Genomic DNA, 15983 nt, shown 5'->3' on the forward strand with positions numbered 1-15983 from the left:
CATATCCTTCAAGCACGTTATAACATGCGTAATATCGATATCCAAAGTATAAAACAACGTTTTGGCATCATAGGCAACTCACCGCTACTGAACCACGCCATTCAGGTAGCCGCTCAGGTGGCTCCCACCGAAATGACGGTGCTGATCACTGGCGAGAGCGGAAGCGGTAAAGAGTCCTTTTCCAAGATCATCCACCAGTTAAGTCCCCGCAAGCATGGGCAGTTCATCGCCATTAACTGCGGCGCTATCCCGGAGGGCACCATCGATTCTGAGCTGTTCGGGCACGAGAAAGGATCTTTTACAGGCGCCTCCGAAACCCGCAAAGGCTATTTTGAAGTAACTGACGGGGGAACCATCTTTTTGGATGAGATAGGTGAAATGCCGCTGGGAACCCAAGCCAGGCTGCTGCGTGTTCTCGAGAACGGTGAATTTATCAAAGTGGGCTCCTCTAAGGTACAGAAGACGGATGTCCGCGTGGTAGCCGCCACGAACGTGAATCTGATCAATGCCGTGGAAAAAGGCAAGTTTCGGGAAGACCTCTACTACCGGCTCAACACGGTGCCGATTACGGTGCCCTCGCTCCGAGAACGCGGTGACGATGTGTACCTGTTGTTCAGAAAGTTCGCTTCCGATTTTTCTGAAAAGTATAAGGTAAAGCCCATTACCCTTACCCCGGATGCGATACAGGTGCTGCTCTCTTTCCGCTTTCCTGGCAACATCCGGCAATTGAAAAATATTGTGGAGCAAATATCGGTGCTGGAGTATGACCGTGAGATTGATGGCAGCAAGCTGAAACATTATCTGCCCAAGGAACAAAGCAACAGCCTGCCGGCGCTTTTTAACAAGGAGGCATCCTCGGATCAACCTTTTTCGGAGCGGGATCTGCTCTATAAAGTGCTTTTTGACATGCGCCGCGACGTCTCGGAACTTAAAAAGCTGGTGTTTGACATCATGACGCACCAGCCAAACGACCAGGACCTGATCAAAGAGCATGGCCATTTGTTCGATAACCTGGAAACAGTGAACGGAAGAAGTACCTACCAGCAGGAGCACAAGCACGCGGATAACTTTTACCTGCCCGTAAAACACAGTCAGATGCAGGACTATGAAGATCAGAAAGTAGAGGATATTTCGCACGAGACAGAAGAGGAAAGCCTGTCGTTGGAGGATAAGGAAAAGGAGCTGATCCTGAAAGCGCTCAAAAAGCACCATAACAAGCGCAAGTATGCCGCCCAGGACCTGGGCATATCGGAAAGAACACTTTACCGCAAATTGAAGCAATATGACATCGAAGATAAAGTATAGGTTGCTGGCCCTTGTTTTACCGCTGCTTTTAATTGTCTGCGGAAGCTGCGGCATATATTCGTTATCGGGCTCTACCCTGCCCCCGGATGTAGAAACCATCTCGATACAGAACTTTGAGAACCCTACCGGCGAGGGACCCTCCAACCTCACGAACACGGTTACCAATAATTTTAAGAACTTTTATCGCCGAAACACGAATTTAACCATCCTGCAACGCGAGGGAGACTTGCAATTAGAAGGACAGATCGTTAGTTTTACTTACACCCCGGCGGCCATTCAACGGGAGGGTGTGCAGGACATTGCCGGCTTGAACCGCTTGACCCTAGGAATTCAGGTACGGTTCACGAACACCAAGAACCCGGAGAAGAGCTTTGACCAGCTGTTCAGTATTTCCCAGGATTTCCAGCAGAACGTTGATGTTACCCAGATTCCGCCTGCTTCCATCGAGCAAATGACAGAGCGCCTGGTTACAGACGTGTTCAATAAAACTGTAGCTGACTGGTAGTTAAATACCATCAGTTAAATGATCCCTACTACATGAATAAATCAGCTTTCCTTAAACTGATAAAACAGGTTACGGATATCTCGGACCAGCAAACAGAAGAGCTGGAGAAGGTAGCCGCAGCTTTTCCTTATTGCCAGACGGCCCATTTACTGCTGGCAAAATCAGCATACGATAAAGGCAGCATGCTGTCCTCGCAACGGTTGCGCAGGGCTTCTGCTTATGCCACCGACAGGCAGTTATTAAAGCGCATCATTTACACAACTGTACTTGAACCGAGTTACAGTGAGCAGGACCTTCCCCAGCAAACAGAGGTAAATACAGCAGCTGCATATGCTAAAGAAAATTATGAGCCGGAGCTGGATAAGCTCATTGATAGTGAGGAATATATCGTAGGTGAAATAGTAGATGGCTATGACGAGGAGGAAGAACTTATAGAGGAGACGACACAGCTAGCAGAACAGCCCCAGGATTTACCAGAACAGGAAGTACAGCCACTTACCCCCCACGTGCCTGCAACTGAACCGGTTGAGTCGGAGTTGGCCATGCTGCTAACCCTGAACAGCCTCAGCTCTTCGTTTACCGACCTGATGGCGCAACGCAGCGAAGAATCCGCTTTGCCGGAAAAGGATACAACAGGCAATGCAGCGCCACCGGAAAACTCAGATTCTGTAAACCCACATTCTGCAAACCAGACAGCGGAAAACCAGGCAGCTAGCTTTGAGGAGGACCAGGAAACTACTGACGCTGCAACACAAAAAACAGCAGCCGTTTTGATCCCTGACCCGGATGAGGCAGAGGCAGCAGAGATCAATTATACCTTCGATGAAATTGACCGGTTGTTTGCCGATGATCCTTTAGGATACTGGATGGCCTCGAGCAGGATGGGCGAAGCGCTGGAACTGAAAAACGACTATACCCGGCCTGCTGCCAGCTTCCATCCGGAGCTTATTTTAGAATACAGCAAGACCCATGAACTGGAGAAGGCCATTCAGCCCGACACGCATTCGTTGAGCAAGCAACTGGATATCATTGACCAGTTCCTAAAGCTGAATCCGAGGCTTAAAACGATGAACAACATCAAATTAAAGCCCGAGCCGCAGGAAGACCTTTCCCTTAAATACACTAAGATCAAGAAAGGGATGGCATCCGAAAGCCTTGCCACTATCTTTCTGAAGCAGGGCAAGGTGAAAAAAGCCATAAAAATATATGAGCAACTCATTTTGAAAAATCCCGAAAAAAAGAGTTACTTTGCCGAACAGATCGAAAAATTACAAACCTTAAGTTAATATGTACATCGCCCTCATCAGTATCATTGTTTTCATTTGCGTGCTGCTTATTTTAGTAGTGCTGGCCCAAAACCCTAAGGGAGGCGGACTTTCTAGCCAATTCGGTGGAAGCACCTCACAGCTAATGGGCGTGAAGCGCACAGGAGACCTGTTGGAGAAGTTAACCTGGGGCTTTGCCATTGGCCTGGTTGTCCTGACTCTTGCCACCCACATGATCGATGGCTCTGCCGGCGACTCTGGCGTAGTAGAAAGAACCATAAACGAGGAACGCGCGCGTCAGTCTAATTTACCTGGCGGCCCTGCTACATTACCCGGCACAACTACCGATACCACGGCTGCCATTCCAGGTGCTGCGGATATCCCTGCCATGATCGATACAGCTTCAAAATAAGCTTTTTCTTAACGCATCATACAGAAGCCGGCCTTAATAGGCCGGCTTCTTCGTTTTTGGGCCGCTGCATTTACGTCAGGATCGGAATTTGAATTCTGCCAAATATGTCAAACTTGTCAGGTGCGGGTACGTTTAATGCTGAAAAAATGACTTAGAATGGCAGGGAAACAGCCTTGGCACAGGAAATGATAGTACCCATGGGGTTAAGCTAAAATATCAACCGTTAAACTTAATAAAATAACAACTATGTCAATCAGCATTAAACCATTAGCAGACAGAGTAATTGTAGCGCCTGCTGCAGCAGAAGAAAAAACGAAGTCTGGTATCATCATTCCTGACACAGCCAAAGAGAAGCCACAGCGCGGCGAGGTAGTAGCCGTTGGAGAGGGCAAAGTTTCTGAGCAAGGCTCTATCATGAAGCCGCAAGTGCAAGTAGGTGATCAGGTATTGTATGGCAAGTATGCGGGTACTGAGATCGCAGTAGATGGCAATGACTACCTGATCATGCGGGAGTCTGATATTCTGGCTGTCCTTTAATTCAAACCATTTTAATTCATTTATCTAATAGATATAACTATGGCTAAAAACATCACATTTGATGCCGATGCGCGCACAAAAATAAAATCTGGCGTAGACAAGCTGGCAAATGCTGTAAAAGTAACCTTAGGTCCTAAGGGCCGCAACGTGATCATCGATAAAAAATTCGGTGCCCCTACTATTACTAAAGACGGCGTTTCAGTGGCGAAAGAGATTGAGCTGAAAGATCCTATTGAAAACATGGGTGCACAGTTGGTGAAGGAGGTTGCCTCTAAAACTGCTGACCAGGCTGGTGACGGTACTACTACGGCCACTGTGTTAGCGCAGGCTATCTACACGGCCGGTATTAAGAACGTTGCGGCAGGGGCCAACCCAATGGACCTGAAGCGCGGTATTGACAAAGCGGTAAACGCAGTGGTTGAAAACCTACGCGCACAGTCTAAGAAAATAGAGAATTCTTCGGAGATCTCCCAGGTAGGTACCATCTCTGCCAACAACGATCCTGAAATCGGTAAAATGATCGCCGATGCCATGGATAAAGTAGGTAAGGATGGCGTTATCACGGTAGAGGAAGCAAAAGGTACTGAAACAGAAGTGAAGACTGTGGAAGGTATGCAGTTTGACCGTGGTTACCTTTCTCCATACTTCGTGACGAATGCCGAGAAAATGGAGGCTGAGTTCGACAGCCCGTACATCCTGATATACGACAAGAAGGTTTCTACCATGAAAGAGCTGCTGCCGGTACTGGAGCAGGTGGTTCAGACGGGTAAAGGCCTTATCATCGTTGCCGAGGATGTGGACGGCGAAGCACTTGCTACTTTGGTAGTTAACAAATTGCGTGGTTCTCTTAAAATAGCTGCTGTTAAAGCCCCAGGCTTCGGCGACAGAAGAAAGGCTATGCTGGAGGATATCGCTATCCTGACAGGTGGTACCGTTATTTCGGAAGAGCGTGGCTATAAGCTGGAAAACGCGACGCTGGAGTATCTTGGCCAGGCTGAGAAAGTGATCATTGACAAAGACAATACAACGCTGGTGAATGGCGCTGGCCAGAAAGACGATATCGTTGCCCGCGTAAACCAGATCAAGTCTCAGATGGAGACAACCACATCTGACTACGATAAAGAGAAGTTACAGGAGCGTTTGGCAAAACTTTCCGGTGGGGTGGCTATCCTTTACATCGGTGCTTCTACTGAAGTGGAGATGAAAGAGAAGAAAGACCGCGTGGATGATGCCCTGCACGCAACACGCGCTGCAGTGGAGGAAGGTATCGTTGCCGGTGGTGGCGTTGCCCTGATCCGTGCCATCGCTGCCCTTGAAAACGTGAACGTGTACAATGCTGACGAGCAGACAGGTGTGCAGATCATTAAGACTGCGCTGGAGTCTCCGCTTAGAACGATCGTGTCTAACGCAGGTGGTGAAGGCTCAGTGGTAGTACAGGCTGTTAGAGAAGGTAAGAATGACTACGGTTACAATGCCCGCGACAACAAGTATGAAAATATGTTCGCAGCCGGTATCATAGACCCAACCAAGGTGACGCGTCTTGCCCTTGAGAATGCGGCCTCTATTGCCGGACTTTTATTGACTACCGAGTGTGTGGTTTCAGAAGAGCCGGAAGAAGATAAAGGTGGTGCAGCAGGCATGCCTCCAGGAATGGGTGGCATGGGCGGCATGATGTAATTCCATTCCCAACATAAGCTTAAAGCCCCGGGTCGTAAATGGCCCGGGGCTTTTTGTTTTGCTAGAGCAGGTCTCTGATCTTAATGCTTATGTCATGCGGTGCCACTTCATCTCCCCCAAAGTATGGATACAGCCTATAGCCTTCTCCTATCCCATTGCAATGCCTGGGCATTGTCTTGGTTACATCGTTCAGCTGAAAAATATATTGTCCATCTTCCAGGCGCAGTTCCAGGATGTAGGGTTTGCCAAGCGCCACTTCGGACATGAATTCATAGGCCCTTTGCTGGTTAACATAAGTATAAGCCATAATCTCAAGCCTGTTGTTATACCACCTCCATCCAAATCGTGCACTGTTCGTCTGGTGATGCGAATTGCAGTCGGCTACACCGTATAGTTTATTTATATCTGCCTGGTTATTAGGGTCCAGTGTCTTGTATACCGCGGTGCTGTCAAAGGCCACTTCAAAGCGCAATAATTTAGTATTTATGCGCTTAAAACCGAAATGTGCGTAATGGTCTCCTTTTTTTATTATATAGGTTTCAGGGTTTTCATCCGGAATGATTACTTCATCCACAGCTTTCAATACCTCGCAGGCTACAAGGGACAAGCACACAAGTAGAACAACAAGATAGCTTAAGTACAATTTTTTTACAGAAACTGGCATAAAGGCAAATGTTGAAAAGTGCATATAATCAGGCACACTGGATGGCAAACCCCGTTTAAGTTGAACCTGACATTGCATTGCAACAATTGCTCATCCTAAAATAGTTTAAAAAGTAACGCAAAAAAAAGCCCCTGCTATAACTAGCAGGGGCTTTGTAAGACTATTTAATTTAGGTTAATGGATACCGTGCATCCATTTACGCATAACAGGCGTCAGGATAAGAGCTAGCACGGCAAATCCGAAAGCCACATAAGCTATCTGCTCGAAAACACTGGTGTAAGCCAAAAGGGAGGCCATTCCTGAAACCTCGGCTTCTCCTCCATCGCTCACGGCGGTAAGCTTGGCGATGATACCTGCAATGTGGTGCGCAAAAGAAGACGACAGGAACCAAATACCCATGATAAAGGCCACGATCTTTTTAGGAGATAACTCGGTTACCTTAGACAGGCCCACTGGTGAGATGAACAATTCGCCTGTTGTAATGAACAGGTAACCCAAGATCAGGAACCAGATGGATACTTTTCCTTCGGCATCAGCGAAATTCGCACTCCAGGCAAAAACCAGGAAGCCCAGGCCAAGCTGTGCAATACCCAGGGCAAACTTAACCGGAGTAAAAGGGTTGATGCCTTTACGTGAGAACAAAAGCCACATGGCTGAAAATGGCAACGCGAACAACACGATAAAGAATGGGTTGATTGAGTTGGTTTGCGCAGCATTCATAAACGTGAGGTTTACGTTTCGCTCCGCAAACAAGGTAAGCGAAGAACCGGCCTGCTCAAAGAACGACCAGAACACTGTGATAAAGAAGGTGAGCAGGATGACAACCAACAGGCGCTGGCGCTCTACTTTCTCCACCTTAACCAGGTTATACAGTAATACAAGTGCAATCACAGGCAGCAGCACGTAATACATGGCATAATCGATCAGGTGGCCGCTAAACACAGTGGCGCCCAGGCCGGGTAGATCTAATTCACCGTGATAAAGCAGGATAGCGAAGACTGGCAAAGAAAGTATGGTCAGGAGCGGCACCCATGTACCTCTGGCTATACCGGCAACTTTCTCTTTAATAGCCGCAGGATGTGGAGGCAAGCCATTCTCACCGAACACACCTGTTCTAGCACCGTGCCAGAACATGACTAAACCAATAACCATACCTACACCTGCAGCGCCGAAGCCGTAGTGCCATCCATAAGTAACCCCTAACCAGCCACAAATGATCGGAGCCAGCATGGCACCGATGTTGATACCCATGTAAAAGATCGTAAAGCCAGCGTCGCGTCGGGCATCACCTTGTTTGTAGAGTGTGCCAACCAGTGTGGAGATGTTTGGTTTAAAGAACCCATTACCAACAATCAACAGGGCCAGCGCACCATAGAAAAACACCGGGCTCTGTACAGCTAAAGCAAAGTGGCCAATCGCCATCAAGACAGCTCCGAGCATGATCGATTTACGATAACCTAACAATTTATCAGCAACCATACCTCCAATTACAGGCGTGGCATAAACTAAGGCGCCATAAGCTGCGTAGATACCAAAAGCGACACTATCACTGAACAAAAGGTCGTTTACCATGTATAAAACCAACAAGGCGCGCATACCATAGAAGCTGAAGCGCTCCCAAAGTTCAGCAAAGAACAAATAAAACAATCCTTTCGGATGTCCAAACATTTCGGGGCCTGTCGGATCAGCACCTATGGGGGCGTTGTGCTCCGTTATCTTGTCGGTAATCGTATGCTCTCTTAATGACATAGATGTAAAATAGTTGATTGTTTAGATTAGTTTAGCAAAACATAGAAGGTAAATATATCAGTTTAAATGCATTCCGGCAAATATTTTATAGCGCCTCCACACTATTTGTGCAAGACCATGCAATATTTGCAAAACTGGATATTTTGATATAATTTTTTATATTTTTGTGTCATTGAATTGCCGCATAACGTTCATTTTTAAAAACCCATTAATTTCAAATGAAAGAATCTGGAGATAAATCTAATGCAGTAGGTCTGGAAAGCTTAGGCATTCAGGAGGCTAAAGAGGTACTATGGAACCTTACTCCTGCCGAGCTGGTGGAAGAAGCCATTAAAAACGGTGAAGGTGTTTTAACTGACACGGGAGCCCTGATGTGCGATACGGGTGCCTTTACCGGGCGCTCTCCTAAAGATCGCTTTATTGTAAAAGATGCTAAAACAGCAGATACTGTTTGGTGGGGAGACATCAACATCGGTTTTGATCCTGAGAAGTTTGATCAGCTGCAGGACAAAATGGTCGAATTCTTAAAGGATCGCAAGCTGTATGTGCGCGATGCCTACGCAGGCGCACATCCTGATTATCGCCTGAACCTGCGCATTATTAATACGCAAGCATGGCAGAACCTGTTTTGCAATAATATGTTTCTGCGCCTGACACAGGAGGAACTAAAAAACCATAAACCGGAGTTCACGATTATCTGTGCCCCGGAATTTAAAGCGGATCCCGCAGTGGATGGCACACGGCAGGAAAACTTCGCCATCATCAACTTCACCAAGAACATGATCCTGATCGGTGGTACCGGTTATGCGGGAGAGATGAAAAAGGGGATTTTCGGAGTATTGAACTATATTCTGCCTCAGGAGCGCCAAACACTGTCCATGCACTGCTCGGCTAACGTGGGCGAGGATGGGGATACCGCTATTTTCTTCGGCTTGTCCGGTACCGGAAAAACTACGCTATCCGCTGATCCGGACCGCGGCCTGATCGGGGATGATGAGCACGGATGGACGAAGGACAGTGTTTTCAATTTTGAAGGCGGCTGCTATGCCAAAGTAATTGACCTGACCCACGAAAAAGAACCGCAGATCTGGGAAGCGATCACCTTCGGCGCCATCGTGGAGAACACGCGCTTCTATGAAGGCACCCGCACAGTGGACTATACTAATAAATCGGTAACAGAGAACACGCGCACAGCCTATCCGATCGACCACATCGATAATGCCATTGAACCATCCAGAGCTGATATACCAAAGAATATTTTCTTCCTGACAGCGGATGCCTTTGGTGTATTGCCTCCCATCTCTAAGCTGAACACAAGCCAGGCCATGTACCACTTCATTTCGGGATACACGGCTAAGGTGGCCGGAACCGAGGTGGGCATTACCGAACCGCAAACTACTTTCTCAGCTTGTTTCGGGGCTGCGTTCCTTCCGCTGCACCCTACCAAATATGCAGAAATGCTGGGTAAGAAAATGGAAGAGAACAACGTGAATGTGTGGTTGGTAAACACCGGCTGGACAGGCGGGCCTTATGGCGTGGGCTCACGCATGAAACTACCTTACACGCGTGCCATGATCACGGCTGCTCTAAAAGGAGAGCTAAACGACGTGTCTTACACCAAACACCCGGTTTTTGGAGTAGAAATGCCGGACACTTGCCCGAACGTACCCGCAGAAATACTGAACCCGCGCAACACATGGGCCAATAAGGAGGAGTATGACCGGAAGGCCACAGACCTGGGTGGAAAGTTTGTAAAGAACTTCCAGAAATACGCAGATTTTGCTAACGAAAAAATTCTGGCTGGTGCTCCAACAGTGGAAGTAACCGCTTAGATTTTTTTAAACTTTTAAAAAGCCTCTTTGTATAAAGCAAAGAGGCTTTTTATTTACTGCCTTGGCAAGCGGCGCCTGTTTTTTGTATACTTTATATTATCTACTTTTTTCTTTCGGCCAGTGCACCTCTTTTATACCCCCGACATTAGCAGCGACTTTTACACCTTGACTGAAGAGGAGTCGAAACATTGCACCCGGGTGTTGCGCCTGCAGCCCGGCGATACGGTTTACCTGATAGATGGGAATGGCGGAAAGTATACCGCCGTTATACAGGATGCCAACCAGAAAAAATGCCAGCTACAGGTAGTAAACAAACAAATAGAGTATGGCAAATTACCTTATGTGAGCCATATAGCGGTGGCGCCCACCAAAAACATGGATCGCATGGAGTGGTTCGTGGAAAAAGCCGTTGAAATAGGCGTAAATGAAATAACATTCCTGCTCTGCGAGCATTCCGAACGCCGCAACCTGCGACTGGACAGGCTTGAGAAAATAGCAGTAAGCGCCATGAAGCAGTCGCAGAAAGGATATTTACCACTGCTGCATGACCTAACGCCATATCACAAATTTGTTCAGAAAGCGCTTCCCGAAACCACGTTCATAGCGCACCTGGAAGACGATGCAACGAAAAGTATAAAGGACCATTATAAATTCGGCCAGCCGCACTGCGTACTCATCGGGCCAGAAGGCGATTTCTCTACCGCAGAAATCGCCGCTGCTTATGCTTCGGGCATCCGGCCGGTTACGCTGGGCACCAGCAGGTTAAGAACAGAAACCGCAGCGCTGGTCGCCTGTCACACGCTTAATGTACTGCACGACCTGTTTGCTCCGTTATAAAGGCAATATAACTAGCATGCTATTTTTTAATGAATGTATGAAACGATACCTGATCACGTTGCTGCTGCTAGCTGTGCTTTTGCCCGGTGCCTTAGCCCAGAACTACAGCTTTAAGATCGCCAAGCTGAAGTATAACGGCGGTGGAGACTGGTATGCCAACAAAACCTCGCTGCCTAACCTGATCCGTTTCTGTAACCAGAACCTGAACATGAACATTGCCAGCGATGAAGCAGTAGTGGAAGCCGGCAGCCCTGAGATATTCAGCTACCCGTTTGTGCACATGACGGGCCATGGTAACGTGGTTTTTACCGATGCGGAGGCGCAGAACCTGAGAAGTTACTTGTTAAGCGGCGGCTTTCTGCACATCGACGACAATTATGGCTTAGACAAGTATATCCGCGCAGAAATGAAAAAGGTATTCCCGGAATATGATTTTGTGGAACTGCCTTTCAGTCATCCCATCTATCATCAAAAGTATGATTTTTACAATGGCCTGCCCAAAGTGCATGAGCATGACAGTAAACCTCCTCAGGGCTTCGGCATCCTGCATAAAGGCCGCCTGATCTGTTTCTATACTTACGAAACAGATTTAGGGAATGGGTGGGAAGATCAGGAAATTTACAACGATCCGGAACCTATCCGGCAGCAAGCGCTCAGAATGGGAGCAAATATTATCACCTATGCCTTGGTTACTTATCTCTAAACCTAAAAAAATGGTTGGACAAATTTAGTCGTATTTCCGAATGAGTATTTCAGACAGGATCACTGCATCCCGAACAGTAGCCGGGTTCTTTAACAAACTGGCATAAGGGCTTACCATCTTTTTGTTAGGATCGTAAGCCACAAAGCTTGGCACGCCCCGCTCCTTTGCTCTTTTAGCAGCTTCTGAGGCTTCGGCGGGTTTTTCCCATGAAAGTGCTTTAGGGGCTTTGTCCTCGTAACTTCTCACTTTTGGCTTTACAGGAACAACCGGTGCCAAAGGAGGAATATTTTCTTTTACTTTGTCGGATGCCTCTTGTAAAACAGCCCTGCCTTTATCAGCCTGTGGCTGCAGCTCACGCAGCATTTCTTCAAAAGTGGTGGCAGGTTTTGCCGGGTAAGCCCTGGTGGTTCTGCTTTCTCCCTGCGCAGGCAACTCATTATCATCGGGCGATTTAAATGCCTTTCTCCACTGTGTCAGCAAAAAATAAGCGACAGCAGCTACTATATAAATAATGATCTTGTAATCGTCCATGAGAAAGTTCGCTTTACCAAATATAGAGTATTAGCAGCAATTAAAAAATTCAGGATACTTGTACAGTACGCATTCCTCTGAAAATTATCCAAAGCCTAAGGTATCCCCTTGCTCTTTTTAATCCTCCCGCTGCTGTTCATTCTGTGCAACTATCTTCTGTCGCATGCAGGAATTAATTAGGCCGATGATCTGATTTAAAGCTAACATGCTGTCCTTGACAAAGCATTTTAACAATCTATCAGTGTACCGGCGGTATCACATCCCTATAAAATAGTTTAAACTTCCGGTCCACTCCTGCTTTACAAACTAGACTATATTGCAGTAGCTAATTGAGAAAATTACGCTTATTTTTGAAACTGTATAAAGGAATTTTTGCGCAAGCGAATGCAAGTATCAAGATTAGAGATTAAAGGCTTCAAAAGTTTTGGCGACCGTGTCGTGCTTAACTTTGACAATGGAATTACCGGTATCGTAGGGCCAAACGGCTGTGGCAAATCTAACATCGTGGACGCCATCCGTTGGGTGTTGGGAGAGCAAAAAACCCGCAATCTTCGATCAGACAAAATGGAGAACGTGATTTTTAACGGCTCCAAAACCCGGAAACCTACCCAAATGGCCGAGGTTTCCATCACTTTCGATAATAACAGGGGCATTTTGCCTGTAGAGTATTCGCAGGTTACCGTTACACGCAAGTATTACCGCACCGGCGACAGCGAGTACATGCTGAATGGAGTGGTGTGTCGCTTGAAAGACATTAACGAGCTGTTTCTGGACACCGGTATTGGTTCCGATAGTTATGCCATCATAGAGCTGAAGATGGTGGATGAGCTGCTCAATGACAAAGAAAACTCGCGCCGTTTGCTTTTTGAAGAGGCTGCGGGCATCTCAAAGTTCAGGGTACGTAAAAAACAGACGCTCAAGAAACTGGAAGAGACCGATGCCGATCTGGAGCGTGTGGAGGATGTGCTTTTCGAGATTGGGAAAAACATGAAAACCCTGGAACGGCAAGCCAAACAGGCTATTAAGTATTTCCAGTTAAAGGAAGACTACAAGCAACATAGCCTGGTATTTGCGCGCCGTAACATAGCGCAGTACCAACACACGCTGGAACGAGTGGAGCAAGATGTTGCGCAGGAAACCTCGCTGAAAGAAAGCTACGTGGCCGCTGTAGCCGAAGCTGAGGATGCCATGGCCGACCAGAAAGCGGAGCTTAACCATACCCAGCAGGAACTGGCAGAAAGTCAGAAGATGATGCAGGTGCAAACAGCCAAGCTCCGACAACTGGAAAATGATATCAAACTGAAAGCCGAGCGCAGCAACTACCTGCAGGAGCGAATGCTGCAACTACGCCAGCAGATAAGCCAGGACACCGCGAACCTGGACCATACCCAGGAAAGCATTCTGGAACTACGGCATGAGTTAATAGAAGTGCAGGAACATTACGCGCTTGCCGAAGCGCAGGTGGCTGAGATGAAAGAACAACTGCAGGAGGCCAACGAGCAGAAAGCAGCTTTACAAGATGCCTATCAGCAGCTTACCGGTTCGCACAAAGCAAAACAAAATGAGGTATATAATTTAAGCAAATCGCTAGAAATAAGCCAGGTTCAGATACAGAATATAAACCAGGAGTTGGAAAGGCTGCAGCAGCAGCAGGCCAATGCCGATGAGGATGGCCGCCTATTGCAGGAGCAGCTTCAGGAAGCACAGGAAGTGTTGGAGGAGAAGACTACCGAGTTGGTCCGGCTGCAGGCAAGCGAGGAAACCCTGCTACACGAGCTACAGACTACCGAGTTTAACCTGGAAGAACTGAAATCACAACTTGTAGACCTTAACCGGTCGTTAGATTCCAGGCAAAACCAATACTTACTCACCAAATCGTTGGTGGAGAACATGGAGGGCTTTCCGGAGGCGATCAAGTTTTTAAGCAAAACGGATGAATGGCAAAAGCCAGCCCCGCTCCTATCCGACATTCTGATTTGCGAGCCTGATTATAAACCACTTATCGAGAGCTTCCTGGAGCAGTACATGAACTACTTTGTAGTGGATGAACTCAAGGATGCGGTGCAGGCTATTGGTTTATTAAAAGACCAGAACAAGGGCCGGGCGAACTTTATTGTACTTTCAGAGATCGAGGAGCTCGAACCGAATGCTACCTTTAGTGAGGGGGCTTTAAAAGCAGCCTATGAGGTTGTGTCAGCGGATAAAAAGTATGGCAACCTGATGAAGTACATGCTGCGGAACGTATATATTAGCGATGACGCGGAACAGGACCTCTATGGCACCGACTATAAAACCATCCTGCTAAGCGACGGCAGCGCCATTCGCAAGCCACTCAGTTTATCGGGCGGCTCGGTGGGTGTGTTTGATGGCAACAGGCTGGGGCGTAAGCAAAACCTGGAAAAGCTTGAGTCGGAAGTGCAGGAACTGCAGCAGCAGGCAGACCTGCTCCAAAGCCGCATCAACACGCAAAATCAGATCTTGCTGAACCACAAAAACGCGTCAGAAAAAGAGACGATCAAACTGTTGGAGAAAGAAGTTGCAAGGCAACAGCAGGAACTCCTGACAGTGCGTATCAAGTATGAGCAGTACCAGCAGAACCTGAAAAACTTTGACCATAAAAAAGAGGAGTTACAGGAAAGACTAGCTGACCTGCGCGAGCAAAGTATGGAAGTATCGCCGCAGGCAGAGGCTGACCTGAAAGCCCTGCAGCAGCTGGAGCAGGAAATTGCGGAGCTGGCAGCGCAGTTAGAGCAACAGCAGGAACAGCTGATCGTTATTTCCGGCAGGTATAACCAGGAAAACATCCAGTATCATCAATACAAAAATCGATTCAGCAGTCTGCAGCAGGAAATCGGGTACAAGCAGAAAACCGTTGAAACCAACCAGGAGCGTATTCAGCAACTGAAATCGGAATTAACAAAAGCAGCCGAAGAGACCGAAGAGACAAACAGCTTCATAGAAGAAAATGAGGCTGTGGTGCAGACCATGGCGGATGCCCGTTACGAATTCGGCTTGGCCCTGGAGGAAATTGAAAAGAATTATTTTAGCCTGAGAGGCGAGCTCGACGAAAGGGAAAAAACGATACGCGAGTTGCAACGAAAACGCCAGAACAGCGACGAATTGCTCATGCGCATGCAGCAAACAATGAATGATACCAAAATAAAACTGGTATCAGTGCAAGAGCGCCTGGCTGCTGAATTTAATATTACCAGCGAAGAAATGTTGTTCCCAGCTCTTGAAACGGAGCAATTAATTCCATTAACGGATCAGGAATTAAACCAGCACATCAGTTTTGTGAAAGCATCGCTGGATAAAATGGGACCTGTTAATGCCATGGCCGCCGAAGCCTATGCAGAGATAGAAGCGCGTGACAGATTCATCTCAGAACAGCGCGACGACCTTTTAAATGCAAAAAGTATGCTGATCGAAACGATCAATGAAATTGACACCGTGGCGAAGGAGAAGTTCATGGAAGCCTTCGAGCAGATCAGGAGCAACTTTAAGTTAGTGTTCAGAAGCCTCTTTACAGAGGAGGATAACTGCGAACTAGTGGTGTCGGACCCCAAAAACCCGCTGGACTCTAAAATAGAGATCATGGCGCAGCCTAAAGGCAAACGACCGCTTACGATTAACCAGCTTTCCGGCGGCGAAAAAACCCTTACGGCTATTTCACTGCTGTTTGCAATTTACCTGCTGAAACCTGCTCCTTTCTGTATTTTTGACGAAGTGGATGCACCACTTGATGACGCGAATATTGATAAATTCAATAACATCATTCGCAAGTTCTCTGACGATTCGCAGTTTATTGTCGTGACGCATAACAAGCGCACCATGGCATCTACGGATGTAATGTATGGTATCACAATGATTGAAGCCGGAATTTCAAGGGTTATCCCTGTAGACCTACGACAGATAGCCTAGTACAGGAGACTGCGATCAGTATACTTTTAGGGAGAGTCGTGATTA

Annotated in this window: 13 protein-coding genes; 10 read left to right on the forward strand and 3 right to left on the reverse strand. The window is 47.4% G+C overall.

Annotation, left to right across the window (positions count from 1 at the left end; all coding sequences use genetic code 11):
• Positions 1 to 24: 24 nt before the first annotated feature.
• The 6 genes from AC4BAN_RS14920 to groL all read left to right on the forward strand — a co-directional run bounded on the left by AC4BAN_RS14920 (position 25) and on the right by groL (position 5701).
• On the forward strand, positions 25 to 1305 hold the full coding sequence (locus AC4BAN_RS14920) for a sigma-54 interaction domain-containing protein (RefSeq protein ID WP_490565213.1): 1281 nt from the start codon (positions 25 to 27) through the stop codon (positions 1303 to 1305).
• Positions 1283 to 1810, forward strand: coding sequence for an LPS assembly lipoprotein LptE (gene lptE, locus AC4BAN_RS14925; protein ID WP_490565214.1), 528 nt, complete (start codon positions 1283 to 1285; stop codon positions 1808 to 1810). Before AC4BAN_RS14920 ends, lptE begins: the two co-directional genes overlap by 23 nt.
• Positions 1811 to 1842: 32 nt before the next feature.
• A complete protein-coding gene (locus AC4BAN_RS14930) occupies positions 1843 to 3096 on the forward strand; it encodes a DUF8458 domain-containing protein (RefSeq protein WP_490565215.1) in 1254 nt (417 codons plus the stop codon).
• A gap of 1 nt (position 3097) precedes the next feature.
• Positions 3098 to 3487: a preprotein translocase subunit SecG gene (gene secG / locus AC4BAN_RS14935; protein ID WP_490565216.1), complete on the forward strand. Its 390-nt coding sequence runs from the start codon at positions 3098 to 3100 to the stop codon at positions 3485 to 3487.
• A 246-nt stretch (positions 3488 to 3733) separates the two neighbouring features.
• Positions 3734 to 4024: a co-chaperone GroES gene (gene groES / locus AC4BAN_RS14940; protein ID WP_490565217.1), complete on the forward strand. Its 291-nt coding sequence runs from the start codon at positions 3734 to 3736 to the stop codon at positions 4022 to 4024.
• 39 nt (positions 4025 to 4063) lie between these two features.
• On the forward strand, positions 4064 to 5701 hold the full coding sequence (gene groL / locus AC4BAN_RS14945; RefSeq protein ID WP_490565218.1) for a chaperonin GroEL: 1638 nt from the start codon (positions 4064 to 4066) through the stop codon (positions 5699 to 5701).
• A 61-nt stretch (positions 5702 to 5762) separates the two neighbouring features.
• Here groL and AC4BAN_RS14950 read toward each other — a convergent pair whose 3' ends face one another.
• Both AC4BAN_RS14950 and AC4BAN_RS14955 read right to left on the reverse strand, forming a co-directional pair.
• On the reverse strand, positions 5763 to 6275 hold the full coding sequence (locus tag AC4BAN_RS14950) for a hypothetical protein (RefSeq protein ID WP_490565219.1): 513 nt from the start codon (positions 6273 to 6275) through the stop codon (positions 5763 to 5765).
• A 264-nt stretch (positions 6276 to 6539) separates the two neighbouring features.
• Positions 6540 to 8114 carry a peptide MFS transporter gene (locus AC4BAN_RS14955; protein WP_490565220.1) on the reverse strand — a complete coding sequence of 525 codons (1575 nt, stop codon included), beginning with the start codon at positions 8112 to 8114 and terminating at the stop codon, positions 6540 to 6542.
• Between the two features lie 218 nt (positions 8115 to 8332).
• Here AC4BAN_RS14955 and pckA point away from each other — a divergent pair, with 218 nt between their 5' ends.
• The 3 genes from pckA (at position 8333) to AC4BAN_RS14970 (ending at position 11486) form a co-directional block, all read left to right on the forward strand.
• Entirely contained in the window at positions 8333 to 9946 is a 1614-nt protein-coding gene (gene pckA, locus AC4BAN_RS14960) for a phosphoenolpyruvate carboxykinase (ATP) (protein WP_490565221.1), read from the forward strand.
• Between the two features lie 120 nt (positions 9947 to 10066).
• Entirely contained in the window at positions 10067 to 10783 is a 717-nt protein-coding gene (locus AC4BAN_RS14965; RefSeq protein WP_490565222.1) for a 16S rRNA (uracil(1498)-N(3))-methyltransferase, read from the forward strand.
• A gap of 37 nt (positions 10784 to 10820) precedes the next feature.
• A complete protein-coding gene (locus AC4BAN_RS14970; protein ID WP_490565223.1) occupies positions 10821 to 11486 on the forward strand; it encodes a DUF4159 domain-containing protein in 666 nt (221 codons plus the stop codon).
• A gap of 24 nt (positions 11487 to 11510) precedes the next feature.
• On the opposite strand, the gene AC4BAN_RS14975 is transcribed toward AC4BAN_RS14970, so the two are convergent.
• Positions 11511 to 12017, reverse strand: a complete 507-nt coding sequence (locus AC4BAN_RS14975; RefSeq protein ID WP_490565224.1) for a hypothetical protein — start codon at positions 12015 to 12017, stop codon at positions 11511 to 11513.
• Between the two features lie 384 nt (positions 12018 to 12401).
• Here AC4BAN_RS14975 and smc point away from each other — a divergent pair, with 384 nt between their 5' ends.
• Positions 12402 to 15938: a chromosome segregation protein SMC gene (smc, locus tag AC4BAN_RS14980; RefSeq protein ID WP_490565225.1), complete on the forward strand. Its 3537-nt coding sequence runs from the start codon at positions 12402 to 12404 to the stop codon at positions 15936 to 15938.
• Positions 15939 to 15983: the final 45 nt, after the last annotated feature.

This window comes from Pontibacter sp. GD13 (genome assembly GCF_058216355.1).

What these genes read in the sequence shown, in the direction of transcription:
- groL (WP_490565218.1), top strand. Translation starts at nt 4,064, where the DNA reads ATGGCTAAAAACATCACATTTGATGCCGATGCGCGCACAAAAATAAAA.
- AC4BAN_RS14930 (WP_490565215.1), top strand. Translation starts at nt 1,843, where the DNA reads ATGAATAAATCAGCTTTCCTTAAACTGATAAAACAGGTTACGGATATC.
- AC4BAN_RS14975 (WP_490565224.1), bottom strand. Translation starts at nt 12,017, where the DNA reads ATGGACGATTACAAGATCATTATTTATATAGTAGCTGCTGTCGCTTAT.
- AC4BAN_RS14955 (WP_490565220.1), bottom strand. Translation starts at nt 8,114, where the DNA reads ATGTCATTAAGAGAGCATACGATTACCGACAAGATAACGGAGCACAAC.
- AC4BAN_RS14970 (WP_490565223.1), top strand. Translation starts at nt 10,821, where the DNA reads ATGAAACGATACCTGATCACGTTGCTGCTGCTAGCTGTGCTTTTGCCC.
- smc (WP_490565225.1), top strand. Translation starts at nt 12,402, where the DNA reads ATGCAAGTATCAAGATTAGAGATTAAAGGCTTCAAAAGTTTTGGCGAC.
- secG (WP_490565216.1), top strand. Translation starts at nt 3,098, where the DNA reads ATGTACATCGCCCTCATCAGTATCATTGTTTTCATTTGCGTGCTGCTT.
- pckA (WP_490565221.1), top strand. Translation starts at nt 8,333, where the DNA reads ATGAAAGAATCTGGAGATAAATCTAATGCAGTAGGTCTGGAAAGCTTA.
- AC4BAN_RS14920 (WP_490565213.1), top strand. Translation starts at nt 25, where the DNA reads ATGCGTAATATCGATATCCAAAGTATAAAACAACGTTTTGGCATCATA.
- lptE (WP_490565214.1), top strand. Translation starts at nt 1,283, where the DNA reads ATGACATCGAAGATAAAGTATAGGTTGCTGGCCCTTGTTTTACCGCTG.
- groES (WP_490565217.1), top strand. Translation starts at nt 3,734, where the DNA reads ATGTCAATCAGCATTAAACCATTAGCAGACAGAGTAATTGTAGCGCCT.